This is a genomic window from Streptomyces sp. NPDC002817, assembly GCF_053592055.1.
This window is the reverse complement of sequence record NZ_JBSFUY010000002.1, coordinates 1-25,625: the sequence shown is the minus strand read 5'-3', so window position 1 is coordinate 25,625 and position 25,625 is coordinate 1. Positions and strand designations below refer to the sequence as shown.

Genomic DNA, 25,625 nt, shown 5'->3' with positions numbered 1-25,625 from the left:
GCGGAGGCAGACCCTGATGTGGAGCGTGGCCGACTCGGCGAAGTCCTCGTCGGAGGTCACGCACGTGTCGAAGCCGTTGCCGTTGTACTTGGAGTGGACCGTGCCGGAGCTGCCCACCTCTCAGTACCCGACGACACCGGCACCGTCGGTCGAGTCGTCGCAGATGTGGAACGAGTCGTCGTCCGTGCAGAAGGCCTCCGAGCCCGCGGACGACGCGTAGTCACCGGACCGATGGGTCGACCCGCTGCAGATCTCGGTCGCCGCGGCACCCACCGCTCCCGCGCCGGGTTTTCGACTGCCTGACCACGCTCACAGGAACGCCAGATTCACGACGCCGAACACACCCGCCGCGACCAGCGCCGCCGCCGGCATGGTGATGAACCAGCCCAGGATGATGTTCTTCGCGACACCCCATCGCACGGCGTTCACCCGCTTCGTCGCGCCCACGCCCATGATCGCCGAGGTGATGACATGGGTCGTCGAGATCGGCGCGTGGAACATGAACGCGGTGGTGAACATGATCCCCGCGCCCGTGGTCTCCGCGGCGAAGCCCTGCGGCGGGTCCAGCTCGATGATCTTCCGCCCGAGGGTCCGCATGATCCGCCAGCCGCCCGCGTACGTGCCGAGCGACAGCATCACCGCACAGGCGATCTTGACCCACGCCGGGATCGGGTCGCCCGCGTCCTCGACATCGGCGATGACGAGCGCCATCACCACGATGCCCATCGTCTTCTGCGCGTCCTGCAGACCATGACCGAGGGCCATACCGGCCGCGGACACGGTCTGCGCGATCCGGAAACCGCGCTTGGCCTTGTGCGGGTTGGACTTCCGGAACATCCACATGATCGCGACCATCACCAGATAGCCGGTGACGATACCGACGATCGGCGACAGGAACATCGGGATGACGATCTTCTCGAGCACCCCGGACCAGATCACATCGATCCCGCCCGCGAGCGCCGCTCCCACCATGCCGCCGAACAGCGCGTGCGAGGACGACGACGGCAGACCGAAGTACCAGGTGACCAGGTTCCAGACGATCGCGCCGACGAGGGCGGCGAAGAGGATCCACATCCCCCTGTTGCCGTGCGGCGTCTCGATCAGGCCCTCACTCACGGTCTTGGCGATCCCGCTGCCGAGGAACGCACCCGCGAGGTTCATCACGGCCGCCATCGCGAGCGCGGCCCGCGGAGTCAGCGCCCGCGTGGAGACCGAGGTCGCGATCGCGTTGGCCGAATCATGGAAACCATTGGTGTACGTGAAGCCGAGCGCGACGCCGATGGTCACGATCAGAGCAAAGGTGTCCACGTGGTTCAGGACTCCTTGACCGCGATGGTCTCCACGGTGTTGGCGACGTGTTCGAACGCGTCGGCCGCCTCTTCCAGTACGTCCACGATCTGCTTGAGCTTCAGCACCTCGATGGCCTCGTACTTGCCGTTGAAGAGCATGGCGAGCAGCTTGCGGTGGATCTGGTCCGCCTGGTTCTCCAGCCGGTTGACCTCGATCCAGTACTCGGTGAGGTTGTCCATGGTCCGCAGGTTCGGCATGGCCTCGGCGGTGAGCTCGGCCGCCCGCGCCAGCACCTCGATCTGCTGCTCGACGCCCTTGGGGAGTTCCTCGACGTTGTAGAGGACGACGAGGTCGACGGCCTCCTCCATGAAGTCCATGATGTCGTCGAGGGACGACGCGAGATTGTAGATGTCCTCACGGTCGAACGGCGTGATGAACGAGGAGTTCAGCTGGTGGAAGATCGCGTGCGTGGCATCGTCACCTGCGTGTTCCGCGGCCCGCATACGCTCTGCGATCTCGGCCCGGCCGGCGGTGTCCGCCCCGAGCAGTTCCATGAGGAGCTTCGAGCCCGTGACGATGTTGTCCGCGGACGCGGCGAACATGTCGTAGAAGCTCGTCTCCCTGGGGGTCAGACGAAAGCGCACAAGGGGTCCTCAGGGTGCATGGGTTTCGGTCAGGCTGATGCTAAGTGCATCATCCGGCCACGGCTAATGGGCCGTCCCCCAGTGTCGCCCATCAGGCAGAGTGGTCGGCACGGGGGCCTTCCGCAGGCCCTATACCCGCCAAAGTTGGGTACGATATACCCAGTAGGGGTATATGTCTGCCCTCAGATTGGCCCGCAGATGTGGAGGACGCGATGACGACCACCGAGGCCGGCGCGGAAGTGCCCTCCGCGGAGACGGACCACGACCACGGGGTGCACGGCTACCACAAGCAGAAGGACGAGCACCTCAAGCGCCTGCGCCGCATCGAGGGTCAGATCCGCGGTCTCCAGCGCATGGTGGACGAGGACGTCTACTGCATCGACATACTCACGCAGGTGTCCGCCTCCACCAAGGCCCTGCAGTCCTTCGCCCTGCAGCTGCTGGAGGAGCACCTGCGGCACTGCGTCGCGGACGCGGCCCTCAAGGGCGGCGAGGAGATCGACGCGAAGGTGGAAGAGGCGACGAAGGCGATCGGCCGGCTGCTGCGGACCTGACACGGACGCGGACGGACGGCTGAGGGGACGCCCCCGGGCGGCTCACGCGCCGGAGGCGTCCTCGCGCTCCTGGGCCACTTTCAGCACCTCGTCGATGCTCTCAAGGCTGAGCCTGTCCTCGTGGGCGGCCGAGGCCGCGATGATCAGGTCTCCGCACAGCTCGATCTCGGCGAGGGCCACGTGGTCCTGAACTGCCGTACCGCCGACCGGAGCCACGTGCATCACCTCTTCTCTGCCGTCACCGCTTCCTAGAGTAGGGAGCGGCCTACGCACCGCGCATGGCACGGACGGGCTAGTTCTTGACGCCCGTCACGGCTGCTCACTCCTCGGCGATCTTCCCGGCGTAGATGTCGTCGTCGTCCGGAAGCCGTACGTCGACGGCGACCCCGAAGTCGTAGAGCAAGGTAGTGGAGGCGACCGCCACGGTCCCCTCCTGCTGCCCGTTGACGAAGCTGAAGCGATGCCGGACCTTGCGGATCCGCCCGTCGTCGTCGAGGTAGACGTCGAAGGGGACCTGGGCCGTGGCGAACCCTTTCGCCGCCGCGCCGAGTGCGGACCTGTTCCCGGCGGAGGCGTCCCGAGCGGCGACGGTGAGATCGGCGACCCCCCGGTAGTGCCGCACCTCCGTCCCCGCGACCTCGGTCTCCCCGACATACGACGCGGACCGCGTCCCCCGCAGCAGCTCGGCGGCGGCGAAGGGATCGGTGGCGCCCCCGGTGACGAGATTCCCGTCCGACAGCGAGGCGGTCTCGACCCGCACCCACTTGTCGGAGGGCACCCCGGCACCGCGGTTCTTCATGAACAGCGCACCGGGAGCGAGCAGTTCGGTGATGGGCCGATGCTCGCTCGTCCCGGCGGGATCCTGCGGCAGCAGCACCTTCAACTCCCCGACCCGGCGCCGATAGTCGTAGATCCCTTCCCCGCGAATGGTGACGCGGGTCCCCCCGGTCGCCATCTCCATGGAGGTCCGGGCCTTGGAACTCCGCGCCTCCACAAGCCGGTCGGAGGCAAGACGCACCACCTCGACGGCGTCACCCGAGCTCCGCCCGTCCTCGGCGGCGACCCCGCTCCCCGAACACCCCGCGGCCCCGGCCCAGACGACGGCCACGACCCCCGCCACAACACCGACCCCACCCGTCCGCCTCTGCTGCCGCTCCGCCATCGCCTGCCTCCGTCACGGACCCCCTGTCCGTTCCGCTAACGACGACCATGCGGAGCCCGTCACGCGCATACGAACCCTTTACCCGGGCTCGGTAACGTTGTCGCCGTGGCACACCAGGACAGGGTCCCCCCGCCCCACGAGCCCTCTGAACACCTGACGACAACAGTCGACCAGGGCCCCTTCTGCACAGCCCGCTGCACCTGCGGCTGGCGCGGCCCGGCAAGAAGAGCAAGAAGCCAGGCAAGAACTGACGCGAAGCACCACACAGAGACGTAACCGCACGTCTCTCAGCCCGTCTGGGGGGTGCCCCCGCTGAGGGCTTCGCCTCTCGACGCCGGTCCGCATCTTTCAGCCCGTCCGGCGTTCGAGGACAAGGCCCTTTCGGGGCCGACAGCGGGGATCTGGGGGCGCAGCCCCCAGGGATGGGACGGGTAGGGGCGGCGGGGGCGAGAAGAGCCCCGGCCCGCGCCCCCACCGACCGGCACGATGGAACCCCGGACCCCACCACCCCGTCTCGTTCCACGAACCCCCAGGAGGCGACATGGAACGGCGTACGTTCATCGGCGGCGGCGTAGCCGCGATCGCCGCGGCGACCGCGACCGCGTGCAACGGCGACGACAAGGCCGACGCAGCGCAGACGGCCACCGACGGCAAGTCCGCACGTACGTCCACCAGAGCCGGCACCACCGCCGCCGCCCCCGCGAACTGGACCGCCCTGGCCCGCGACCTGGACGGCACCCTCATCCGCCCGGGCGACACGAACTGGCCGACCGCCCACCAGCTCTACAACACCCGCTTCGACAACCTGAAGCCCGCGGCGGTCCTGTACATCGCCCACGCGGAAGACATCCGCACCGCCCTCACCTACGCCCGAGCCCACAACCTCCACATCGCGATCCGCAACGGCGGCCACTCCTACGCCGGCTGGTCCTCCGGCAACAACCGCCTGATCATCGACGTCTCGAAGCTCAACAAGGTCCGCAGCAGCGGCGGCACAGCGGTGGTCGGCGCCGGGTCGAAACTCATCGACGTCTACCGCGCCCTCACCGCGAAGGGCGTCACCATCCCCGCCGGCTCCTGCCCCACCGTCGGTGTCTCCGGGCTCACCCTCGGCGGCGGCCACGGAGTCGTCTCCCGCGCCTACGGCCTGACCTGCGACAGCCTCACCCAGGCGACGCTGATCACGGCGGACGGCAAGCAGCTCACCGCGAACGCGACCGAGAACAAGGACCTCTTCTGGGCGCTGCGCGGCGCGGGCAACGGCAACTTCGGCGTCGTCACCGAGCTGCGCTTCAAGACCCACCCGGCACCCCAGGCGGTGAAGGCGTACATGTCCTGGCCATGGGCGAAGGCCGCTGCCGTGACCAAGGCCTGGCAGGAGTGGGGCCCGACCCAGCCCGACGAGATCTGGTCGTCGCTGCACCTGGCGGGCACCTCCGGCGGCTACACCACGGTCTCCGTCGCCGCCTTCTCCCTCGGTACCTACGGCGAACTCCAGAACGCGGTGGACCGCCTGGCCGACAAGATCGGTGCCCCCGCGACCAGTGTCTCCCTCAAGCGCCTCTCGTACGAGGACGCGATGGAGGTCTACGCCGGCTGCTCCTCGTTCACCACCGACGCCCAGTGCCATCTGCCCGGCAAGACCCCGGGCCGCTCCCCGCAGGGCGCGCTCGGCCGGGAGACGTACGCCGCGAAGTCGGACTTCTTCGACCGCTCCCTGTCCACGGCCGGCATCCAGGCGATGCTCAAGCAGCTGGAGTCGGTCCGCGGCGGCGCCGGCGACATCGCCCTCACGGCCCTCGGCGGCGCCGTCAACCGCGTCTCGCCGACGGCCACGGCGTTCGTCCACCGCCGTTCCCGCATGCTGGCCCAGTACATCGCCGCCTGGAAGGCGGGCACGTCGGGCACCACCGCCCAGTCCTGGCTGACCCAGGCCCACAACGCGATGAAGCCCTACGCGTCGGGCGCGGCCTACCAGAACTACACCGACCCGTCCCTGACGGACTGGCGCAAGGCGTACTACGGAGACGCGGCGACCAGGCTCGCAGCCCTGAAGAAGCAGTACGACCCGAGCGGCTTCTTCACGTTCCCGCAGGCCCTCTAGGCCCCTCTAGGCCCTGTCCGGCGGATCAGGCGGCGAGGTCCCGCTCCTCGGCGCCCGTTTCCTTCCGGGCGCCGGGGATCAGGGCGTCCTGACCGTCGTAGGACTTCCCGCGTGCCCGGATCAGCCACCCCGCGCGCGGCGACCGCTCGATCGCCTTCATCAGCGGGGTGAGCAGGGCCATGGCCAGCGGGGAGAGCAGCAGGGCCACGGCGGTGCCGAGGGCGAAGCCGCCGATGACGTCGGTCGGGTAGTGCACGCCCATGTAGACCCGGCAGAAGCCCTCGAGCAGGGCGAGGCCGATGCCGAAGAAGCCGAACCTGCGGTTGGCGACGAACAGTCCGACCGCCATGGCCATGGTGATCGTGGCGTGGTCGCTCACGAAGGAGTAGTCGGTCTTGCCGGAGACCAGGACCTCGAGTCCCTCGTGCTGGAGGAACGGCCGGGGCCGCTCCACGAACCCTCGTATCGGCACGTTGACCAGCACGGCGACACCGGCCGCGAGCGGCGCCCAGACCAGCGCGGCCACGGACGAGGGAGCCTCCTCGCCGCCCCGCTTGCGCACGGACAGCCAGCACCACAGCACGAGCAGCACGGTGGCCAGGAGGATCCCGTACTCACCGACGTACTCCATGACCCGGTCGAACCACACGGGTGCGTCCTTGGCCAGGCCGTTGATGTCGTAGAGCAGGTCGACGTCGGGGTTCGACCCGGATGCGGCGAGTCCAGCCATGGTGCTGCGGCCCCTTCGTCGGCTCTCCCGGCGCGCAGAGGTTCGCGCGCCGCTGTTCCACCCCCGTGGTGTGTAGATCGCTACGAGAACAGGAACGCACGGTCCCTGTTAATACGTTCCACCCTCCACTGAATGATCACGCAGACGTTATCGAAGAGAGATACATCGCTGCAGCTCAGGGGGTAGGTTCACAGCCCGTCAGACCGTCGTGGGGAGCGCTTTCGCGCCATCTTCGGTGACGCGTGTGGCTCCGAAGTAGTCGGGGGTGTCGATCGGGTCGAACCGGATCACAGCACCTGTTCTCGGGGCGTCGATCATGTACCCGCCGCCGACATAAATCCCCACATGCCGGATGGCCCGGGAGTTGGTGAGGTCGTCCGAGAAGAAGACGAGATCCCCGGGGAGCAGCTCGTCCCTGGCCGGATGCTGACCCGCGTTCCACTGGTCGTTGGCGACGCGGGGCAACGAGATCCCGACGCTCTCGTACGCGGCCTTCGTCAGCCCCGAGCAGTCGAACCGCCCACCGTCCTGAGCAGTACCGTCACCGCCCCAGAGGTAGGGCGTGCCGAGCTTCTTCTGCGCGTAGTAGATGGCGCCGGCGGCCTGCTTCGAGGGATCCACGCGCGTGACGGGAGCGGCGAAGCTCTCCTCCAGCGTCGTGATCGTCTTCACGTAGTTCTGGGTCTCCTTGTACGGCGGCACACCCCCGTACTTGATCACCGCGTAGGCCCCCGCGTTGTAGGACGCGAGCATGTTCTTCGTGGCGTCCCCGGGGACGTCCTTCACGTACGAGGCGAGGGTGCAGTCGTACTTCGCGGCCGACGGAATCGCGTCATTCGGATCCCATACGTCGCGGTCGCCGTCCCCGTCGCCGTCGATCCCGTGCGTGGCCCATGTCCCGGGGATGAATTGCGCTATCCCCTGCGCGGCCGCGGCGCTCTGCGCCTTCGGGTTGAACCCGCTCTCCTGGTACAGCTGGGCGGCGAGCAGCGCCGGGTTGATCGCGGTGCAGAGGTTGCCCCACTTCTGCACCAGGTTCTGATAGGCGGCCGGCACGGACCCCTTGGCCAGCGCCTTCGTGGCTCCGCCGACCCCGTTGGCGAGGTTCCCGGCGACGACGTACACACCGACGACGAGCAGCATCACGAAGCTGAGCCCCGCCCCGAGGACGGCACCCCCCACGATCCATGCCTTACGCACCGTCAACCGCCCCTCGCTGCTACGGAGTCCGACGCCCAGGTCAGTTTAGGGGCGCCTTCGTCGTTCTGGGGTGATCATGCGGAAGGAGACTCGGTCGCGTCCCGGTACAGCCGCGCGGCCTCCCGTCCGAGCACCACGCTGTACGAGATGCCGGCGGTCGCCCCGCCCTGCTCGTGCCCGCCGAGCACCCCGACGACCTCCCCGTCCCCGTTGACCCACGGGCTGCCGCTGGTGCCGCCGCTGAAGCCGGGGCAGTCGACGCGTTGTTGCGTACGGCTGTGCGCGATCGGCTTGTCGGTGCAGCGGACCGGCGTCTCGCGGGAGTCGGGATAGCCGGTGACCGTGACGGCGGTGGCGCCGGTGGCGGTACCGGTGGTGAAGCGGTTCCCCCCGACGAGGTCCTCGACGCCCTCGCCCCGCCGCTCGGCCAGGGTCGCGAACGCCACGTCGCTGTCCTCGTCCCACGCGTCGGGGAGAAACCGCCTGGTGACGCGCCACCTCCCGTACGGCGCCCGGCCGTTCCGGTAGCCCGGCACGAACACGAGGTCGTCCGTGTCACCGTCCAGGCAGTGCGCGGCGGTGACGATGAGATCCCGGTGCGGGCTGTGCACGACGGACGCGGTGCAGAAGTGCTGCCCACCGTCGAACAGCGCCCCTACCCGCACGGTTTCCGCGGTTGCGGCGGCGGTGACGGTGACCCGGAAAGGGCCGGGACCGTCATCGGCGGCCGCCTCGGAGGCGGAGGTGACGGCGAGGAGTACGAGGACGGCGTAGAGAGGCGTGCGCTTCATCGGAACGCAGCCTTCCGCACGAAGGTGAGAACCGGGTCAGGCGCGCGTTAAAGGACACCTACGCTGGCAGCGTTCTCCTTCCGAGCAGAGGAGCCCTCATGCCCACGCTCTTCGCGCGGCGAGCCGCATGACCGCCACGTGCCGGACCTGCGGCTGCCCCATCGAGCGCACCGCGGGCCCCGGACGTACCGCCTCCTACTGTTCGCAGGCATGCCGGCAGCGGGCGTACCGGAAGCGGCGGAGCCCCGCCGCCAGGGAGCTGGTCTCCGACATCGGCGACCGGTTGAACCGTCTGCGGCTGGAACCCCCGGTCGTCTTCCGCGCCGACGTCGAGGCACTCAACACCCGGTTCGCGCAACTCCGGCGGCTCGCCCGGGAGGCCCGTACGGAAAACGTCACACCGGCGGGCGTGACGAATCCCGGCGAGGACGACTTCACGGCGCTCATCGAGGCCCACCGCAAGGAACTCCGGGTTCACTGCTACCGCCTGCTCGGCTCGTACGACGAGGCGGAGGACCTCACCCAGGAGACGTTCCTCAAGGCGTGGCGGGCGAGGGAGTCGATGGACGGCGTGGAGAACCCGCGGGCGTGGCTGTACCGGATCGCCACCAACGCCTGCCTGGACTTTCTCCGGAAGAACGACCGCCGCCCCACCCCCTACGAGCCCGTCCCCGGCATCGACTCGGGCGACGGCCCCCCGCCTCCGTCCATGCCCTGGCTGCAACCCTTCCCGGACGACCAGCTCCCCGACGAGCCCGTCGCGCGGGCCGTCGCGAGCGAGACCCTGGAGCTGGTCTTCCTCACGGCGATCCAGCACCTTCCGCCGCGCCAGCGCGCCGCGGTGATCCTGCGGGACGTGGCGGGTTGGTCGGCCCAGGAGACCGCCGACCTGCTGGAATCGACCCTGGCGTCGGCCAACAGCGCGGTGCAGCGCGGGAGAACGGCCCTGCGGGAGGCGCTGCCGGGACGACGTGAGGAGTGGTCGGCGGCCACGCCCAGCGCCGGCGAACTGGCCTTGCTCCAGCGCTACATGGACGCCGTGGCCCGCGTGGACTTCGACGCCATGGCGGAGTTGGTCCGCGAGGACGCGGTGCTCACCATGCCGCCGAACCCGTTCTGGTTCACGACCCGCGAGGCCCTCTTCGCCTTCATCCGGCCGAACCTCGACCCGGCGTCCCCGATGTTCGTCGGACACTGGCGCCACCTTCCCGTGCGCGCCAACGGGCAGGTGGCGGTGGCCGGTTACCTGCGACGGCCCGGTACGACCGTCTTCCGGGGCCAGAACATCGACGTCCTGCGGATCGAGGACGGGAGGATCGCCGCGATCACCACCTTCGAGCCGCATCTGTACCCGGCGTTCGGTCTGCCGATGACCCTCTGAGGCGGCGATGAGTTTTCCGCGCGGGCACGTCCCATGAGTGACGGGCGCACACGGCGCCCCCACCGAGGGAGTCACCATGCTGAAGAACAAGGTCGCGGTCGTCTACGGCGGTGCGGGTTCGCTCGGCGCGGGCGTCGCGAAGGCGTACGCCGACGCGGGCGCGCGGGTCTTCCTCGTCGGCCGTACGGAGTCGACGCTGCGGAAGGTCGCGGAGGAGACCGGTGCCGAGTACGACGTACTGGACGCCCGTGACGAGACAGCCGTGGAGGCGCACGCGGCGTCGGTCGTGGAGCGGGCGGGCCGGATCGACATCTCCCTCAACCTCGTACCGCGCGGGGACTTCCAGGGCGTACCGCTGACGGAGATGTCGCTCGAGGACTACACGCGGCCGGTGGTGCAGGGCATCGCCTGCCAGTTCGTCACCGCGCGGGCGGCGGCCCGCCGTATGGCGGCACAGGGCTCGGGCGTGATCCTGTCCCTCGACAGCGGCTCCGCCAACGGCAGCCCGATGATGGGCGGTACGGCCGCGGCCGACGGTGCGATCGACGCGCTGATCCGCCAGCTGGCCGCGGAACTCGGCCCGTCGGGCGTCCGTGTCTGCGGGATCTGGACGGCGGGCGTGACGGACACCCTCACCCCGGAGAAGCTGACCGCCGCCGGCGCCCCGGTCATGGACGAGACCGCCGTCCAGGGCATCCGCGACCATCTCGACAGCCTCCGCATGACCAAGCGCTCCCCGCGGATCGCCGACATCGCCGCCCTGGCGACCTTCCTCGCCTCCGACGCGGGCGTCAGCATCACGGGCACGTGGATCAACGCGACGGCGGGAATGTTCGCCAGCTGATCGATCGGCGGTCTCGGTTCGGGAGGTGGGCACCTGCGGGTTCGTCGGTCCTGACGGCCGGTGTCTAGCCGCGTCGTACGGCCGTCTCCAGCGGGAACCGCGTGCCCGTCAGCTCCTCCGACACCGTCCACAGCCGCTTCGCCGCCTCCGGGTCGCTCGCCGCCGTGCTCCGGCCGACCAGGGTGGGCGCACCCCGCATCTCGCGGAAACCGTCCGGACCGACGTAGCTCGCGCCGGGGAGGTCCTGCGTCGCCGCGTACAGGGTGGGCAGCGAGCCCGCCCTGTCGTCCTGGGCCATGAACCTGTTGCCGAACTTCATGAAGAACCGGGCCAGCGGGCTCGCGGCATGGCTCTGGAGGTTGGTGGCGGCGTACCCGGGGTGCGCGGCGGTGGCGCGGACCGGGGAGCCCGACTCCGTCAGGCGGCGCTGGAGCTCCAGGGTGAAGAGGAGGTTCGCGAGCTTCGACTGGGCGTAGGCGCCGGTGGGGCTGTAGTTCGCCGTCCGGTTCAGGTCGGCGAAGTCGATCACTCCGCTGCCGCCGCGGTGCAGGTCCGAGGAGACGGTGACCACCCGGTCGGTGATGTGCGGGAGCAGCAGGTTCGTCAGCGCGAAGTGCCCCAGGTGGTTCGTGCCGAACTGCATCTCGAAGCCGTCCCGCGTGCGCTGCTCCGGCAGCATCATCACGCCGGCGTTGTTCAGCAGCAGATGGAGTTCGCCCTTCCAGCCCGCCGCGAACTCCCGTACCGAGGACAGGTCCGCCAGGTCGAGGCGGCGGACCTCCGTGCTGCCGTGCACGGTCGCCGCCGCGGCCCGGCCGCGCTCCGGATCCCGTACGGCGAACACGACATGCGCGCCCGCCCGGGCCAGCGCCTCCGCCGCCGTGAGGCCGATACCGCTGTTGGCTCCGGTGACCACGGCCGTGCGGCCCGTGAGGTCAGGGAGGTCGGTCGCGTTCCACTTGTCAGTAGCCATGACCTCAATGTAGACGGCGACAACAATGCTGTCAATGACAACAATGCTGGCGCCGACTACATCCGGATACGATGGTGCCCATGCCGTCCGAGAAGTCCGAGAGCCGCGAGACCCGCCCCTACCACCACGGAGACCTGCGCTCCGCCCTGCTCGCGAGCGCGGAGCGCACCCTGCGCGACAAGGGGACGGGAGCACTGTCCCTGCGGGAACTGGCCCGCGACATCGGCGTCAGCCACGCGGCCCCCGGGCGCCACTTCAAGGACAAGCAGGCCCTGCTCACCGCCCTGGCACTGGCCGGTTTCGAGCGGCTGGCGCAGACCCTGGACGCCGCCGACGACCCCACCCTCCCGCTGGAACCGCGACTCGTCGGCCTCGCCCGGGCCTACCTCGGCTTCGCCGTCGAGAACGCCGAGCTCCTGGAGCTCATGTTCGCCCGCAAGCACGACCCCGACGCCTCCGAGGAGATGGCCGCCGCCGTGGACCGCACGGTGGGATCGCTGGAGCGGATCGTCGCGGACGCCCAGAAGCGCGGCGAGATCGTCGAGGGGGACCCCACCCACCTCACCCACGTGGTGGGTGCCACCCTGCAGGGCACCGCCATCTTCGCCGCCAACGAACGGGGCGCCCCGCAGGCCGCCCTAGACGGCATTCCGCACCTGGTGCACCTGCTGCTGCACGGCCTCAAGCCCAGGTGACCCTCCGGCAGTTGTGCGCAACGCGTGTAGATGGTCAAGCCGAGACCATTCGCCGCCCATCGCCCCGCCATTGATCAGTAACCCCCCAACCCCCTTCAGTAAGGCGGAAGTCAGGATTCCACCGCCCGTCTTGTTGTCACGTACTCAACAAGGGGATGGTCTACGCGGGTCGCCGCCCCCACCGGGAACCTCACCGGTGGTCCCCCCACCGCAGGCCTCTGCAACCCCACTCTCAGGAGGCTGTACGTTGCGTACGCCCAACACCCCCCACATATCCGGCAGATCGCGCCGGATCGGCTCGGCCGCCACGGCCACGGCCGCCCTCCTCCTCGCCGGACTCGGCATCGCGACCCACGCCGACGCGGCCACCCCCACGCCGCACAAGGTGAGCGCCAAGACCGTCGCCGCGCAGGTCGCCAAGGCCCATGTGCAATACGAGAGCGCGTGTGGCACGACCCCGAAGAAGGGCTACGCCGCCTGCAACGCGCTCCGTGTCACCGGCGGCACCACCGCCTACATGGAGAAGCAGGCCGCGCTCAAGGGCGCGACCCCCAGGACCGTCAAGCCGAACGCCACCTCGGCCACGCCGACCGGCTACGGCCCGAGCGACCTCCAGGACGCCTACGGCCTGACCGACGCCGCCTCCTCGAACGGCTCCGGCGAGACCATCGCCATCGTCGACGCCTACGACGACCCCAACGCCGCCGCGGACCTGGCCACCTACCGCTCCTACTACGGCCTCTCCGCCTGCACCGTCGCCAACGGCTGCTTCAAGAAGGTCTCCCAGACCGGCTCCACGACCTCCCTCCCCACCGCCGACAGCGGCTGGGCCGGCGAGATCTCCCTCGACCTGGACATGGTCTCCGCCATCGCCCCGAACGCGAACATCCTGCTGGTCGAGGCGAAGTCGTCGAGCATGGCCGACCTGGGCACAGCCGTGAACGAGGCCGTCAAGCTCGGCGCCAAGTTCGTCTCCAACTCCTACGGCGGCTCGGAGTCCTCCAGCGACACGTCGTACGACTCCTCCTACTTCAACCACCCGGGCGTCGCCATCACCGTCTCCGCCGGCGACGAGGCCTACGGCGCCGAGTACCCGGCCGGCTCGAAGTACGTGACCGCGGTCGGCGGCACCAAGCTCTCCACGTCCTCCACCAGCCGCGGCTGGACCGAGAGCGTCTGGAAGACCAGCAGCACCGAGGGCACCGGCTCCGGCTGCTCCGCGTACGACGCCAAGCCCAGCTGGCAGACCGACACCAGCTGCACCAAGCGCATGATCTCCGACGTCTCCGCCGTCGCCGACCCGGCCACCGGTGTCTCCGTCTACGACTCCTACGGCTCCGACGGCACCGGCTGGAACACCTACGGCGGCACCAGCGCCTCGGCCCCGATCATCGCCTCCGTGTACGCCCTGGCCGGCACGCCGTCCAGCAGCTCCTACCCGGCGCAGTTCCCCTACGAGGACACCTCGGCCCTCAACGACGTGACCTCCGGCAACAACGGCACCTGCACCACGAGCTACTTCTGCACCGCCACCTCGGGCTACGACGGCCCGACCGGCCTGGGCACCCCGCAGGGCACCGACGCCTTCACCGGCTGACGCCCCCGAACTCCCCGTCGGGTCACGGGGAGCCGCCGGCGGGCAGGGGACGTGGGGTCCCCTCGGCGGCACAACGGCAACGGGCCGCGACCAACACACCATCGGTCGCGGCCCGTTCGCCGTCAGCAGGTAAGTAAGGCCAGGCCTGGGGTTCGGTAAGGCGGAGGTCAGAATTCCGCCTCCCGCCTTGTTGTCACGTACTCAACAAGAGACCGTCGTCCCACCGCCGCTCGCACCCGCACTGCTCCTGTTCCACCACCATCAGGAGGCTGCACGATGCGCACGACACCCCCCAACAGACCCTCCGTACGCGGCAGATGGCGCCGGATCGGCTCGGCGGCCGCAGCGACCGCCGCGCTCCTCGCCGCCGGACTCGGCACCGCGGTCCACGCGGAAGCCGCCACCCCGTCCAAGGCCTCCAAGGTCACCTGGGCCGCGACCCCCTGCGCCACCCCCAGGAAATCCGGCGAACTCGCCTGCAACTCCCTGCGCGTGACCGGCGGCACCACCGCCTTCGAGAAGGCGAACGGCATCACCCCCAAGGCCGCCGACGCCTCCACCCCCTCCGGCTACGGCCCCAGCGACCTCCAGGACGCCTACGGCCTGACCGCCGCCGCCTCCTCGAACGGCTCCGGCGAGACCATCGCCATCGTCGACGCGTACAACGACCCCAACGCCGAGTCCGACCTCGCGACCTACCGCTCGCACTACGGCCTCTCCGCCTGCACCACCGCCAACGGCTGCTTCAAGAAGGTCAGCCAGACCGGCTCCACGACCTCCCTGCCCGCCGGCGACTCCGGCTGGGCCGAGGAGATCTCCCTCGACCTCGACATGGCCAGCGCGATCTGCCCGAACTGCAACGTCCTCCTCGTCGAGGCCAAGTCGGCGACCATGGCCAACCTGGGCACGGCCGTGAACGAGGCCGTCAAGCTGGGCGCGAAGTACGTCAGCAACAGCTACGGCGGCTCGGAGTCCTCGTCCGACACCTCCTACGACTCCTCCTACTTCAACCACCCGGGCGTCGCCATCACCGTCAGCGCGGGCGACGCGGGCTACGGCGCCGAGTACCCGGCCGCCTCCAAGTACGTGACATCGGTCGGCGGCACCGCGCTCTCCACGGCTTCGAACACCCGCGGCTGGACGGAGACGGTCTGGGAGACCAGCAGCACCGAGGGGACGGGCTCCGGCTGCTCCGCGTACGACGCCAAGCCCAGCTGGCAGACCGACACCAGCTGCACCAAGCGCATGATTTCGGACGTCTCCGCGGTGGCCGACCCCGCGACCGGCGTCTCGGTCTACGACTCCTACGGCGTCACGGCCGGCTGGTACACCTTCGGCGGCACCAGCGCCTCCGCCCCGATCATCGCCGGCGTCTACGCCCTCGCCGGCACCCCGGGCAGCAGCGACTACCCGGCGCAGTACCCGTACGAGAACACCTCCGCCCTCAACGACGTGACCTCCGGCAACAACGGCAGCTGCACCACGAGCTACTTCTGCACCGCCAGGTCGGGCTACGACGGCCCGACCGGCCTGGGCACCCCGGCGGGCGTGGACGCCTTCACAGGCTGACGCTCAGTCACCAGGCAGACGGGCCGCGGCACCAGCCGCGGCCCGTTCGTCATGCCGGTCCCGTACGGAGATAGCCTTCACCCGCAGAACATGGGTGCAACTCGGGTGCCACCAGCACGCCAGATCCCAAGAAGAGGTCAACGACGGAACCACACGAAGGTTCCGCTCCGGCCTCATTGCCCGGCGTGACCTGCCGTGATACACAGAGTGACCGGGCAGTGCATTCGTACGAAACCTGCCAATCAATGACGCCAAGTCGACATCCGGCAGCAGAATTGTCGGCGAGAATGATGCCTGACCTCTGCGCACCTGCAGGGGGAAGCGGAACTACCCACCAGGGGCGGTGACTTACATGCTCTTTGCGGCCGACAAGGGAGACATCAACACCATCATCGGCGGGATCGCTCCGGACTGGGGCCCCTTCGGGGCGCTGGGCACTGAAGCGAAGACGATGATCCAGGTCGTCATGGCGGTCGCCATCATGCTCTGCCTCGGCATCGCCATCTGGGGCGCCGCGAAGCAACGCATCGGCGCGACGGCCCTCCGTGACACCTTCAGCGCGGAACAGGGCAAGGGCCTGATCATCGCCGGCCTCACCGGGGTCTTCATCATCGGCTCACTGGGCACGCTGTTCACCATCGTGTACGGCATGGCGGTCTAGCAGGCGTTCCTCCAGTCCCCGGGCACGCCCGGCCCCCACCCCTCCACCCCACCCGCCCGTCGTGCCCACCGACTGAGGTTGCGTTTCCCTGATGCCGAGTCACCACACCGCGCCCGCGCGGGAACCAGCACGGCTACCGTCGTACTCCTACGTGTTTCCGCACGACGTCGAGGGGGCGTACGCGGCATGAGTCCCGGTGACGAACACGACACCTCCGGCGGCTACGGCGGCTCCGGCCAGACCCGCACCCGCATGCCGGACGACGTGTACGGCGGCGCGCGTCCCCGCGCCCGCTCGTCGTCCCGCAGCCTGGTCACGGTGGTCGGCGTGGTCGTCCTCCTCATCGCCGCGATCGCCTTCGCGAACCGCGGAGAAGACGATTCCGCATCGAAAACCGACGCCAGCGACAAGCCCGAGGTGGCAACCACGGCGGCGAGCGGGACGAAGCCGGTGGCTGCGGGGTTCGCGCACGATGCGCAGGGGGCTCAGAGTGCGGCGGCGAATTACGCGGTGACGCTGGTCTCGGCCGACATCCTCAAGCCGCCCCAGCGAGCCGAGATCGTGCGGCAGGTCTTCGTCACCAACAAGCAGGCCGAGCTCTCGGCCAAGTTCGACAAGGCCTACTCCAAAGAGTTCCTGAGCAGCATCGGCCTGGACGAGAACGGCAACGCGACCAAGGGCCAGACCTACGTCTCACGGACCGTGCCGATCGGCACCAAGGTCTCGAACTACACGGACACCTCAGCGACCGCCGAGGTGTGGTGCACCGGCCTGTACGGCACTGCTGGCGACGCCTCGACCAATCCCGTCACCAGCGACTGGTTCACCATGACCCTCCAACTGCGCTGGGCCGACGGCGACTGGAAGGTCGACAGCTTCTCCCAGAAGGACGGCCCCGCCCCGGTCCCCGGGGACAACAAGGCGTCCAGCGCCGACGACATGGCGAAGGCCGTCGAGGAGTACGGAGGGTTCTCTTATGCCCGGTAGTCCGCGCCGCGTATTCAAGGTCGCCGCAGCCCTCACCGCCGTACAAACAGCCGCCGTGCTGCTGGCCACCCGCGCCACAGCCGCACCCACGCCCTCCCCCACGCCTTCGCCGAGCGCGTCGAACAACAACTGCGACCTCATCGTCGGCCCCGCCAAGGACTACTGCGAACGCGGCGAAACCGGCGGCGCCTCCGGCGGAACCACCACCGACCCCACCTCCACCCTCGACCCCCTCTCCTCCCTCGCCAAGGGCTGTGCCGACGCCGCCGCATGGACCGTCGACAAGCTCAGCGAGGCCGTGAAGGACACCGCGAACGTCGACTTCACGAACCCCAAGTTCCTCCAGCAGTACGCGGTCGTCTTCGCGGCGTCGACGATTCTGACGCTGCTGCTGTGGCTGCTGGCCGTAGCCAAGCGAGCCGTCCGTGGCGCACCCCTCACCACGGCCATCTCCGAAGCGATCGGGTTCCTCTGGCTGACCGTGCTGGCGTCGGCGTTCACCCCCCTGATCCTCTACACGGTCGTCTCGGCCACCGACGGCATCACCGAGGTCCTCGCGAAGACCACCGGCGATCAGACGGACACGTTCTTCGGCACCTTCTCCGGCGCCCTGGAGAAGGGCGAGGACATCGGCGGCGGCCCGATCATGCTGATCGTGGTGTCCCTCGTCTCCATCCTCGCCGCCGGCGTCCTCTGGCTGGAGCTGGTCATCAGGGCCGCGCTCCTCTACGTCGGCGCCCTCCTCGGCACCGTCGTCTACGCGGGCCTGGTCGACAAGAACCTGTGGGGCCACGTCCGCCGCTGGGCGGGCATCATGATCGCGGTCATCCTGGTCAAGCCGGTCATCGTGATCGTCCTGGGGCTCGCCGGCGCACTGTCCGCCGACGACGGCCCCGACGCCTTCTCCGCCGTGGTCTCCGGCCTGGCCATCATCCTGCTCGCCATCTTCGCCAGCGCGATGATCTACCGCTTCGTCCCCGGCTTCGGCGACGAGATCGCGGGCTCCCGCAACAACCGCATCATGCAGGGCGCGGAAGGAAAGGCGGCCGCGGTCATCAGCTCCCCCGCGACCCTCGTCGCCCAGGGCATCAAGACCCACAGCACCCGGGCCGACAACAACGGCGGCGGCAACGGTTCGAGCGGCGCCCGCCCCTCCAACCCCGCCTCCGGCGGCGTGGCCGCCCACAGCGCCCGCACCCCGAACGGTGGCGGCGGCGGATCTGTCCCCTCCGCCGCACCCCAGCCCCGTTCGAGCAACACGGTCAACACCCCGCACGCCAGCAACAACCGCAACAAGCCCACAGGAGGTGACGGGCGTTGACGACCGAGTCCCACGTGTCCCACGCGGTCACACCCCGCCGTACCTATCTCATCGGCCGCGCCCGGCCGAACGCGATCGTCGGCCGCAACCGTGAGACCGGCGAGATCGCGCTGATCATCGGCGGCGCGTTCCTCGGCATGATGTGCGGGCTCCTCGTCCCCGTCCTGGCCTTGCGCATCGTGCTGCTGATGGGCTTCCCGCTGATCGCCCTGATGGCGGTCTACGTGCCGTACAAGCACCGCACGTTCTACAAGTGGTTCGAGATCAACCGCAGTTACAAGCGGTCCCTGAAGCGGGGAACCGTCTACCGCTCCGGCGTCATGGAGGCCGGCATCAGGACCGACGGCCTGGAGGTCGAGATCGGCCCGCCGCCCGGCATCGGCCGTATCACCTGGCTCGCCGCGCCCTTCGGCCCCGACGAGATCGCCGTACTCCTGCACGCGGACCGCCGCACCGTCACCGCCGCCATCGAGATCGAGGGCCCCGGCGTCGGCCTGCGCGACTCCGAGGACCAGGAAGCCCTCGTCGACCGCTTCGGCACCCTGCTCAAGCACGTCGCCAACGGAGACGGCTTCGTCACCCGCCTCCAGATGCTCGCCCGCACCCTCCCCGCCGACCCCGACGCCCACGCCAAGGACGTCTCCGTCCGCGGGGACGAGAGGGCACCGGGATGGCTGCAGCAGTCGTACGACCAACTCCAGTCCATGGTGTCGACGAGCAGCGAGCAGCACCGCGCCTACCTCGTCGCCTGCATGCACTTCACCCGCGAACTCGCCGCCGAGGCCCACACCATGGCCCGCGCGGCACGCCCCCAGTCCGGCCGCAAGCTGGACCGCGACGCGGGCCTCGCGGTCGTGATGGCACGTGAGCTGACGGACATCTGCTCGCGGCTGCAGGAGGCCGACATCCGCGTACGGCAGCCGCTGGGCCAGGGCCGTCTCGCCTCGCTCATCCACTCCATGTACGACCCGGACCACCCCATCGACCACATCCAGGCGATGAGCAAGCGCAACTCCTGGCCGGCCGAGCTGGACGCCATGGAGCCGACGTACCTCCAGGCGAAGACCCGGGAGTCCAGCACCCGCGCGCCCTGGTGCCATGCGACGGCCTGGGTGAAGGAATGGCCGATGACCCCCGTCGGGGTCAACTTCCTCGCCCCCCTCCTCGTCCACACCCCGGACGTCATCCGCACGGTCGCCGTCACCATGGACCTCGAACCCACCGAGGTCGCCATCGAGCGCATGCTGACCGAGAAGACGAACGACGAGGCGGAAGCCTCCCGCCAGGCCAAGATGAACCGCACCGTCGACCCGCGCGACGTCGCCTCCCACAACCGTCTCGACCAGCGCGGCGAGGACCTCGCGAGCGGTGCGGCCGGCGTCAACCTGGTCGGTTACATCACCGTCTCCTCCCGCAATCCCGACGCCCTGGCCCGCGACAAGCGGACCATCCGGGCCTCGGCCGGAAAGTCGTACCTGAAGCTCGAATGGTGCGACCGCGAACACCACCGCGCGTTCGTGAACACGCTCCCGTTCGCCACCGGCATCCGAAGGTAGGGGCTGAGCTCAGATGCGGGACCCGCTGTCCGTCCTCACCGACGCCTTCACGTCCTTCCTCTTCGGCAAGGTCGAGACGACCCGCCTGCCCGTCCGCACCTCCACCGGCCAGGCCCAGGCGGTCTACCTGCCCACGGCCGCACCGGGGCTGGGCGACTCCGGCGTGATCATCGGCCGCGAGGTGTACTCCGGTAAGGGCTACATCTACGACCCCTTCCAGCTGTACGGCCAGCAGCTCCCGGCACCTCACTGGCTGGTCCTCGGCGAGTCCGGCAACGGCAAGTCGGCGCTGGAGAAGACGTACGTCCTGCGCCAACTGCGCTTTCGCGACCGGCAGGTCGTCGTTCTCGACGCGCAGGGCGAGGACGGCGTCGGCGAATGGAACCTCATCGCGCAGGAGTTGGGGATAACTCCTATCCGCCTGGACCCGATGGCCGCCCTGGACATGGGTATCCGGCTCAACCCGCTCGACCCCGCGATCACGACGACCGGTCAGCTCGCGCTGCTCCGGACCATCATCGAGGTCGCGCTGGGCCACGGCCTCGACGAGCGCTCCGGCTTCGCCCTGAAGGTCGCGCACGCCTACGTCAACGAGACGATCGTCGAACGCCAGCCGATCCTCACGGACATCGTGGAGCAGCTACGGCACCCCGAGCCGGAGTCGGCCGAGGCGATGAACGTCGACATAGAGGACGTACGGGCATGGGGTCTGGACGTCGCGCTGGTCCTGGACCGTCTGGTCGACGGTGACCTGCGGGGCATGTTCGACGGCCCCACGACGGTCGGCATCGACCTGGACGCCCCGCTCATCGTCTTCGACCTGTCGCACATCGACCGCAACTCCATCGCCATGCCCATCCTCATGGCGATCGTCGGCGTGTGGCTGGAGCACACCTGGATCCGCCCCGACCGGAAGAAGCGCATCTTCCTGGTCGAGGAGGCCTGGCACATCATCAACAGCCCCTTCGTGGCCCAGCTGTTCCAGCGGCTGCTGAAGTTCGGCCGACGGCTCGGTCTGTCCTTCGTGGCGGTCGTCCACCACCTGTCCGACGTGGTGGACGGAGCGGCGGCGAAGGAGGCGGCGGCGATCCTGAAGATGGCGTCCACGAGGACGATCTACGCCCAGAAGGCGGACGAGGCCAGAATGACGGGCCGGGTGCTGGGTCTGCCACGCTGGGCGGTCGAGATCATCCCCTCGCTGACACCGGGCATCGCGGTGTGGGACGTCAACGGCAACGTCCAGGTGGTCAAACACCTGATCACCGAGACGGAACGCCCACTGGTCTTCACCGACCGCGCGATGACCGAGTCCTCCGAGGACCACCTCACGGACGACGCCCTGCGCGCGGCCGAGCTGGAGGCGGAGGAGCGGGCGGCGGCCTTCATGGAACAGCACATGGGCGACTCCGAGTCGACGGTGGCGTAGGCAGGAGGCGTGCCATGGTGAGACCTGACGACCGCCGCGGGCAGGAGGGCCAGGGAGGTCAGGGAGGTATCCCCGACGGGCTGTTGGTCGGCATACTCGCCTTCCTCCTCGGCATGACCCTGATGGTCTGGTCGGCCACCGGCCTGGCGGGACTGTTCGCCCACGGCAACTGGCCCCAGGGCGTCACCTTCGCCCGTACGCCCCTGGCGATGCGCCATCTCATCGGCCAGCCCCACGACATGCCGGGTGCCTGGCCGCAGACCCCGGCCGGGCAGCTCTCCGGGTACGGGCTGTTCTGGGGGCTGGTCATCGGGCAGCTGATGATCCTGGTCGTGCTCACCGTGTTCGTCCTGGGGACGGTGGCTCGTTGGAAGGCGGTACGGCGGGCACGGCGGACGGAGGTTCCGGTCGCGGTCGTGGAACAGCCGCCGCCGGCTCCGGAGCCCGTCGTCGAGGCGGTCACGCACCACGAGGTCCCGACACCGCGGGCGGAGCCGGAGCCTCCCGCGGCGGTGGCGGTGCCCCCACGGGTGGAGAAGGTTCTCGTGGCCCCGCGGGAGACCCGCCAGGCCTCCGCCACCCAGGCGGTCCGCGACGCCGAGGGCGCCATCCTCGTCGTCACCTCGAACCCCGCCGTCTGGTCCGACACCAAGGACGCCCGCACCAAGCTGGGTCCGGTCCACCTCTACGACCCCGCCCACCTCTGCGACACCCCGGCCCGCCTCCACTGGTCCCCCACGACGGGCTGCGAGGACAAGCAGACGGCGACCGCGAGGGCCCACGCCCTCCTCGCCCCGGTCCGCCCCACCGCGAAGATCGACCAGGCCGTGGCCGACGTAGCGGAAACGCTCCTGCGAAGCTGTCTGCATGCCGCCGCCATCGACGGCCGCACCATCCGGCACGTCCACCGCTGGTCCCAGGGCACCCAGATCCAGGACGCGGTCCGCATCCTCCGCACCAGCCCCAAGGCCGCCCCCGGAGCAGCGGGCGAGCTCGAGGCCGCCCTCACCGCGTATCCCGAACGCCGGGACATCGCCCAGGAGTTGACCGGCCGCGCGCTCTCCGCCCTCTTCACGGTCAACATCCGCGAGGCGTGCACTCCAAACCGAACTGATGCCCTTGCCTTGGATTCCTTCGTGGACGAAGGGGGCACGCTTTATGTGGTGGGGGAATCGATCGAGGACCCCAGGACCAATCCGGGCGCCATGCCACTTCTGACGGCGCTCGTCTCCAGCGTGGTCGAGCGTGGCCGGCGCATGGCCGAACGGTCATCCTCCGGTCGCCTCGACCCACCACTGACGCTCGTTCTGGACGACGTCGCCGCCGTGGCTCCGCTTCCCCAGCTCCCGGAGCTGCTGGCCACCGGGGCGGACCGGGGCCTGCCGACCCTGGCCCTGCTCCGCTCCCGGGAACAGGCGAGGGCCCGCTGGCCGCACGACGAACTACCGGTGTGACCAGCCGCCCAGGCCCTCAGGCCTTCTCCAGGACGAACTCCAGCTCGATCTCGCCCTCCTGGCCGGGCAACGGCACGGTCTTCCCGGTCGGCACGAACCCGGCCTTGCGATAGAACCCCTGGGCCCGCGGATTGTCCTCATGCACGATGAGCCGCACGGCCTCGACCCCACGCCCCCAAGCCCACTCGACGGCGGCCTCGAAGAGCCCCTTGGTCACCCCGCCACCACGCCACTCGGACCGCACGAACACCCCGACCACATGCCCTTGGTTGCGCTCGATGGGAAACCCGGCCCAGTCATCCGTCCCGGCCTCCTCGATCAGCACGACCACGGACCCGACCCACGTCCCGTCCGCGGCCTCGGCGACGAACTGCAACGCCCCGCCATCCACCTTCGACGACCCGGCAGCCCGCTCCTGCCAGTAGGAGTCCGGATGGGTCAGGGCCTTCTCGTACGTCTCCAGAAAGGCAACCGGCGCCGCAGGATCCTGCAACGCGACGAGCCGCAACTCCTTCACGGCGGGCCACTCGTCGGCGCGTATGGACCGGACGACGTAAGAATCTGGGATCGAGTCACTCATACCGATCACGGTAGTACCCAGGTACCAGACCCCTCACCTCATATAAGCCCCCAGGTCGGACGCCGGGTACCCGCCCCACCCTGGACCATCGCACCATGGACCCCATGCCGGAGGAGCGAGAGACAAGAGCGGCCGAACCCCTCACCCAGTGGGTACAGCGCATCGCCCACGCGGTGCGTGCCTTCGACCGCCGCCATCCCCTCCCCTGGGACCTGACCTTCACCGGCTTCTGGGTGACGGCGGCCCTGATCGACTACGTCGGCGGCGGCTGGGAGAACGTGGCCCGCAACAAGGACGTCCCCGCCTCGCTGCTCCTCACCATGACTCTGGGCCTCTCGCTCCCCCTGCTCTGGCGCCGCACCCACCCCCGAGCCGTCCTGTGCGCGATGGCCCCCATGGCCGTCGCCAACGCCTGGAGCGGCGCGGTCCTCCAGGCCGCCCTGCTCCAGCTGGTCATCGTCTACCACATCGCCCTGCGCCGCCCCCTGCGCTCCCTGTGGTGGACCACGATCCTCGTCATCACACCGGAGTTCGTGACGGCCGCTCGCCACTCGAAGAGGAGTTGGGACGAGCAGGTGGTCCCGCTCCTCCTCTCGATCGCCCTCTGCGCCGCCATCGGCATCACGGTTCGCACCCGCCGCGACTACACCGAGGCCCTCGAGGACCGCGCCCGCCGCCTGGAGACCGAACGCGACCAGCAGGCCCAGCTCGCAGCCGCCACCGAACGCGCCCGTATAGCCCGCGAGATGCACGACATCATCGGCCACAACCTCTCCGTCATCACCGGCCTCGCCGACGGCGGCCGCTACGCCGCCGTGAAGTCCCCCGACCGAGCGGCACAAGCGCTGGACGCGATAGCCACCACAAGCCGCCAGGCGCTGACAGAACTCCGCCGCCTCCTGGACGTCCTGCGCGAAGAGGACCGCCCAGCCGCCGATCTGACCCCCCAACCCGCCCTCACCGACCTGGATCAACTCATCGACGGCGTCCGCAAGGCCGGCCTCCCGGTCAGTACGACGATCCACGGCACCCCCGCCATCACCCCCGGCCGCCAGCTCACCGTCTATCGCGTCGTCCAGGAAGCCCTCACCAACACCCTCAAACACGCCGGCCCCGGCGCCACTTCACAGATCGAGATGTCGTACGACGACGACGGCGCCGTCACGGTCACGGTGACCGACACCGGCCGCGGCGGCGACACAGCCGGCACCGGCGGCCGAGGCCTGCCCGGAATGCGCGAGCGAACAGCCCTGTACAGCGGCACACTTGAGGCCGGCCCACTCCCTGAGGGGGGCTGGCGTGTCCGCCTTCATCTACCGGAGGAAACCCCGCAGTGACGACCGTCCTCATCGCCGACGACCAGCCCCTCCAGCGCTTCGGCTTCCGCATGCTGCTGGAGAGCCAGGACGACATGACGGTCCTCGGCGAAGCCCCGAACGGCACCGAGGCGATCCGTATGACAGCCGAGCTCCACCCCGACGTCGTCCTGATGGACGTCCGCATGCCCGGCCTCGACGGCATCGAGGCCACCCGTCGCATCATCGCGGCCGGCGCCCACACCCGCGTCCTGATCCTCACGACCTTCGACCTGGACGAGTACGCCTACGCGGGCCTACGAGCCGGCGCCTCCGGCTTCCTGGTGAAGGACGCCCAGCCGGAGGACCTGTTGTCAGGCATACGCGCGGTGGCCACGGGCGACGCAGTGGTCGCCCCGAGCCTGACCCGCCGACTTTTGGACGCCTACGCCCACCACCTCCCGGCGGAAACCCCGACCACCGAACCGGCGGACTCACGTCTCACGGCCCTCACCGACCGGGAACGCGAGATCCTGACGGTCATCGGCAAGGGCTGGACCAACACGGAGATATCCGCCCGCCTGCACCTGGCCGAATCGACGGTAAAAACCCATGTGGGCCGCATTCTGGCGAAGACGGGCTCCAGAGACCGGATCCAGGCGGTGATACTGGCGTACGAAACAAAGCTGGTGAAATAGAAAAAGGCCCACGCCTGGTGGCGTGGGCCTTTTCTAAAATTTGTTCGGCGGTGTCCTACTCTCCCACAGGGTCCCCCCTGCAGTACCATCGGCGCTGTAAGGCTTAGCTTCCG

General features: G+C 69.4%; 25 protein-coding genes, 1 rRNA gene and 1 pseudogene. 16 read left to right on the top strand and 11 right to left on the bottom strand.

Annotated features, from left to right (window positions below):
• Positions 1-25: 25 nt before the first annotated feature.
• Positions 26-220 carry a hypothetical protein gene (locus tag ACWD3I_RS03070; protein ID WP_365406761.1) on the top strand — a complete coding sequence of 65 codons (195 nt, stop codon included), beginning with the start codon at positions 26-28 and terminating at the stop codon, positions 218-220.
• An 89-nt stretch (positions 221-309) separates the two neighbouring features.
• Here the strand turns inward: ACWD3I_RS03070 and ACWD3I_RS03065 are convergent, their stop codons facing one another.
• Complete coding sequence (locus ACWD3I_RS03065; RefSeq protein WP_365406764.1) at positions 310-1,308, bottom strand: inorganic phosphate transporter; 999 nt, start codon at positions 1,306-1,308, stop codon at positions 310-312.
• A 5-nt stretch (positions 1,309-1,313) separates the two neighbouring features.
• Positions 1,314-1,934: a DUF47 domain-containing protein gene (locus ACWD3I_RS03060; protein ID WP_030043659.1), complete on the bottom strand. Its 621-nt coding sequence runs from the start codon at positions 1,932-1,934 to the stop codon at positions 1,314-1,316.
• 212 nt (positions 1,935-2,146) lie between these two features.
• Here ACWD3I_RS03060 and ACWD3I_RS03055 point away from each other — a divergent pair, with 212 nt between their 5' ends.
• Positions 2,147-2,488 (top strand): metal-sensitive transcriptional regulator, encoded by a 342-nt coding sequence (locus tag ACWD3I_RS03055; RefSeq protein WP_046262890.1) that lies wholly within the window; start codon positions 2,147-2,149, stop codon positions 2,486-2,488.
• A 42-nt stretch (positions 2,489-2,530) separates the two neighbouring features.
• On the opposite strand, the gene ACWD3I_RS03050 is transcribed toward ACWD3I_RS03055, so the two are convergent.
• From ACWD3I_RS03050 to ACWD3I_RS03040, 3 genes and pseudogenes are all read right to left on the bottom strand, one after another.
• On the bottom strand, positions 2,531-2,710 hold the full coding sequence (locus tag ACWD3I_RS03050) for a hypothetical protein (protein ID WP_046262891.1): 180 nt from the start codon (positions 2,708-2,710) through the stop codon (positions 2,531-2,533).
• A 97-nt stretch (positions 2,711-2,807) separates the two neighbouring features.
• Complete coding sequence (locus ACWD3I_RS03045; RefSeq protein WP_365406769.1) at positions 2,808-3,650, bottom strand: hypothetical protein; 843 nt, start codon at positions 3,648-3,650, stop codon at positions 2,808-2,810.
• A 304-nt stretch (positions 3,651-3,954) separates the two neighbouring features.
• A pseudogene (locus ACWD3I_RS03040) lies at positions 3,955-4,124 on the bottom strand (cobyrinate a,c-diamide synthase); the annotation flags it as partial.
• 67 nt (positions 4,125-4,191) lie between these two features.
• On the opposite strand from ACWD3I_RS03040, the gene ACWD3I_RS03035 reads away from it, so the two are divergent.
• Complete coding sequence (locus ACWD3I_RS03035) at positions 4,192-5,754, top strand: FAD-binding oxidoreductase (protein WP_365406772.1); 1,563 nt, start codon at positions 4,192-4,194, stop codon at positions 5,752-5,754.
• A gap of 25 nt (positions 5,755-5,779) precedes the next feature.
• On the opposite strand, the gene ACWD3I_RS03030 is transcribed toward ACWD3I_RS03035, so the two are convergent.
• The 3 genes from ACWD3I_RS03030 to ACWD3I_RS03020 all read right to left on the bottom strand — a co-directional run bounded on the left by ACWD3I_RS03030 (position 5,780) and on the right by ACWD3I_RS03020 (position 8,475).
• Positions 5,780-6,484: a phosphatase PAP2 family protein gene (locus tag ACWD3I_RS03030; protein ID WP_365406775.1), complete on the bottom strand. Its 705-nt coding sequence runs from the start codon at positions 6,482-6,484 to the stop codon at positions 5,780-5,782.
• 198 nt (positions 6,485-6,682) lie between these two features.
• On the bottom strand, positions 6,683-7,690 hold the full coding sequence (locus tag ACWD3I_RS03025; protein WP_323185143.1) for a C40 family peptidase: 1,008 nt from the start codon (positions 7,688-7,690) through the stop codon (positions 6,683-6,685).
• 68 nt (positions 7,691-7,758) lie between these two features.
• A complete protein-coding gene (locus ACWD3I_RS03020; protein WP_365406778.1) occupies positions 7,759-8,475 on the bottom strand; it encodes a trypsin-like serine peptidase in 717 nt (238 codons plus the stop codon).
• 127 nt (positions 8,476-8,602) lie between these two features.
• Here ACWD3I_RS03020 and ACWD3I_RS03015 point away from each other — a divergent pair, with 127 nt between their 5' ends.
• Positions 8,603-9,856, top strand: a complete 1,254-nt coding sequence (locus ACWD3I_RS03015; RefSeq protein WP_365406781.1) for an RNA polymerase subunit sigma-70 — start codon at positions 8,603-8,605, stop codon at positions 9,854-9,856.
• Between the two features lie 76 nt (positions 9,857-9,932).
• On the top strand, positions 9,933-10,700 hold the full coding sequence (locus tag ACWD3I_RS03010) for an SDR family NAD(P)-dependent oxidoreductase (protein ID WP_365406784.1): 768 nt from the start codon (positions 9,933-9,935) through the stop codon (positions 10,698-10,700).
• Positions 10,701-10,764: 64 nt separating this feature from the next.
• On the opposite strand, the gene ACWD3I_RS03005 is transcribed toward ACWD3I_RS03010, so the two are convergent.
• On the bottom strand, positions 10,765-11,673 hold the full coding sequence (locus ACWD3I_RS03005) for an oxidoreductase (protein ID WP_365406788.1): 909 nt from the start codon (positions 11,671-11,673) through the stop codon (positions 10,765-10,767).
• A gap of 71 nt (positions 11,674-11,744) precedes the next feature.
• Between ACWD3I_RS03005 and ACWD3I_RS03000 the strand changes: the two genes are divergently transcribed.
• From ACWD3I_RS03000 to ACWD3I_RS02960, 9 genes are all read left to right on the top strand, one after another.
• A complete protein-coding gene (locus tag ACWD3I_RS03000; RefSeq protein WP_365406791.1) occupies positions 11,745-12,368 on the top strand; it encodes a TetR/AcrR family transcriptional regulator in 624 nt (207 codons plus the stop codon).
• Between the two features lie 247 nt (positions 12,369-12,615).
• A complete protein-coding gene (locus tag ACWD3I_RS02995) occupies positions 12,616-13,965 on the top strand; it encodes a S53 family peptidase (protein WP_365406794.1) in 1,350 nt (449 codons plus the stop codon).
• 276 nt (positions 13,966-14,241) lie between these two features.
• Entirely contained in the window at positions 14,242-15,534 is a 1,293-nt protein-coding gene (locus ACWD3I_RS02990) for a S53 family peptidase (RefSeq protein WP_365406797.1), read from the top strand.
• Positions 15,535-15,886: 352 nt separating this feature from the next.
• The gene (locus ACWD3I_RS02985) at positions 15,887-16,195 is read left to right on the top strand and encodes a hypothetical protein (protein ID WP_046262904.1); all 309 of its coding nucleotides are present in this window, start codon (positions 15,887-15,889) and stop codon (positions 16,193-16,195) included.
• Between the two features lie 186 nt (positions 16,196-16,381).
• Positions 16,382-17,182 (top strand): hypothetical protein, encoded by an 801-nt coding sequence (locus ACWD3I_RS02980; protein ID WP_365406801.1) that lies wholly within the window; start codon positions 16,382-16,384, stop codon positions 17,180-17,182.
• Positions 17,172-18,503, top strand: coding sequence for a hypothetical protein (locus ACWD3I_RS02975; protein ID WP_365406804.1), 1,332 nt, complete (start codon positions 17,172-17,174; stop codon positions 18,501-18,503). Before ACWD3I_RS02980 ends, ACWD3I_RS02975 begins: the two co-directional genes overlap by 11 nt.
• Positions 18,500-20,059 carry an SCO6880 family protein gene (locus tag ACWD3I_RS02970; protein WP_266890477.1) on the top strand — a complete coding sequence of 520 codons (1,560 nt, stop codon included), beginning with the start codon at positions 18,500-18,502 and terminating at the stop codon, positions 20,057-20,059. The genes ACWD3I_RS02975 and ACWD3I_RS02970 overlap by 4 nt, the downstream gene beginning before the upstream one ends.
• Before the next feature lie 13 nt (positions 20,060-20,072).
• Positions 20,073-21,485, top strand: coding sequence for an ATP-binding protein (locus tag ACWD3I_RS02965; protein WP_365406807.1), 1,413 nt, complete (start codon positions 20,073-20,075; stop codon positions 21,483-21,485).
• Positions 21,486-21,502: 17 nt separating this feature from the next.
• Positions 21,503-22,939 (top strand): TraM recognition domain-containing protein, encoded by a 1,437-nt coding sequence (locus tag ACWD3I_RS02960; RefSeq protein WP_365406817.1) that lies wholly within the window; start codon positions 21,503-21,505, stop codon positions 22,937-22,939.
• A 16-nt stretch (positions 22,940-22,955) separates the two neighbouring features.
• On the opposite strand, the gene ACWD3I_RS02955 is transcribed toward ACWD3I_RS02960, so the two are convergent.
• Entirely contained in the window at positions 22,956-23,519 is a 564-nt protein-coding gene (locus ACWD3I_RS02955; RefSeq protein WP_365406810.1) for a GNAT family N-acetyltransferase, read from the bottom strand.
• Positions 23,520-23,614: 95 nt separating this feature from the next.
• Between ACWD3I_RS02955 and ACWD3I_RS02950 the strand changes: the two genes are divergently transcribed.
• Together ACWD3I_RS02950 and ACWD3I_RS02945 are read left to right on the top strand one after the other, a co-directional pair.
• On the top strand, positions 23,615-24,856 hold the full coding sequence (locus ACWD3I_RS02950) for a sensor histidine kinase (RefSeq protein WP_365406813.1): 1,242 nt from the start codon (positions 23,615-23,617) through the stop codon (positions 24,854-24,856).
• A complete protein-coding gene (locus tag ACWD3I_RS02945; protein WP_365406815.1) occupies positions 24,853-25,512 on the top strand; it encodes a response regulator transcription factor in 660 nt (219 codons plus the stop codon). Before ACWD3I_RS02950 ends, ACWD3I_RS02945 begins: the two co-directional genes overlap by 4 nt.
• Before the next feature lie 42 nt (positions 25,513-25,554).
• On the opposite strand, the gene rrf is transcribed toward ACWD3I_RS02945, so the two are convergent.
• Positions 25,555-25,625: ribosomal RNA gene (rrf, locus tag ACWD3I_RS02940) — 5S ribosomal RNA — on the bottom strand; the annotation flags it as partial.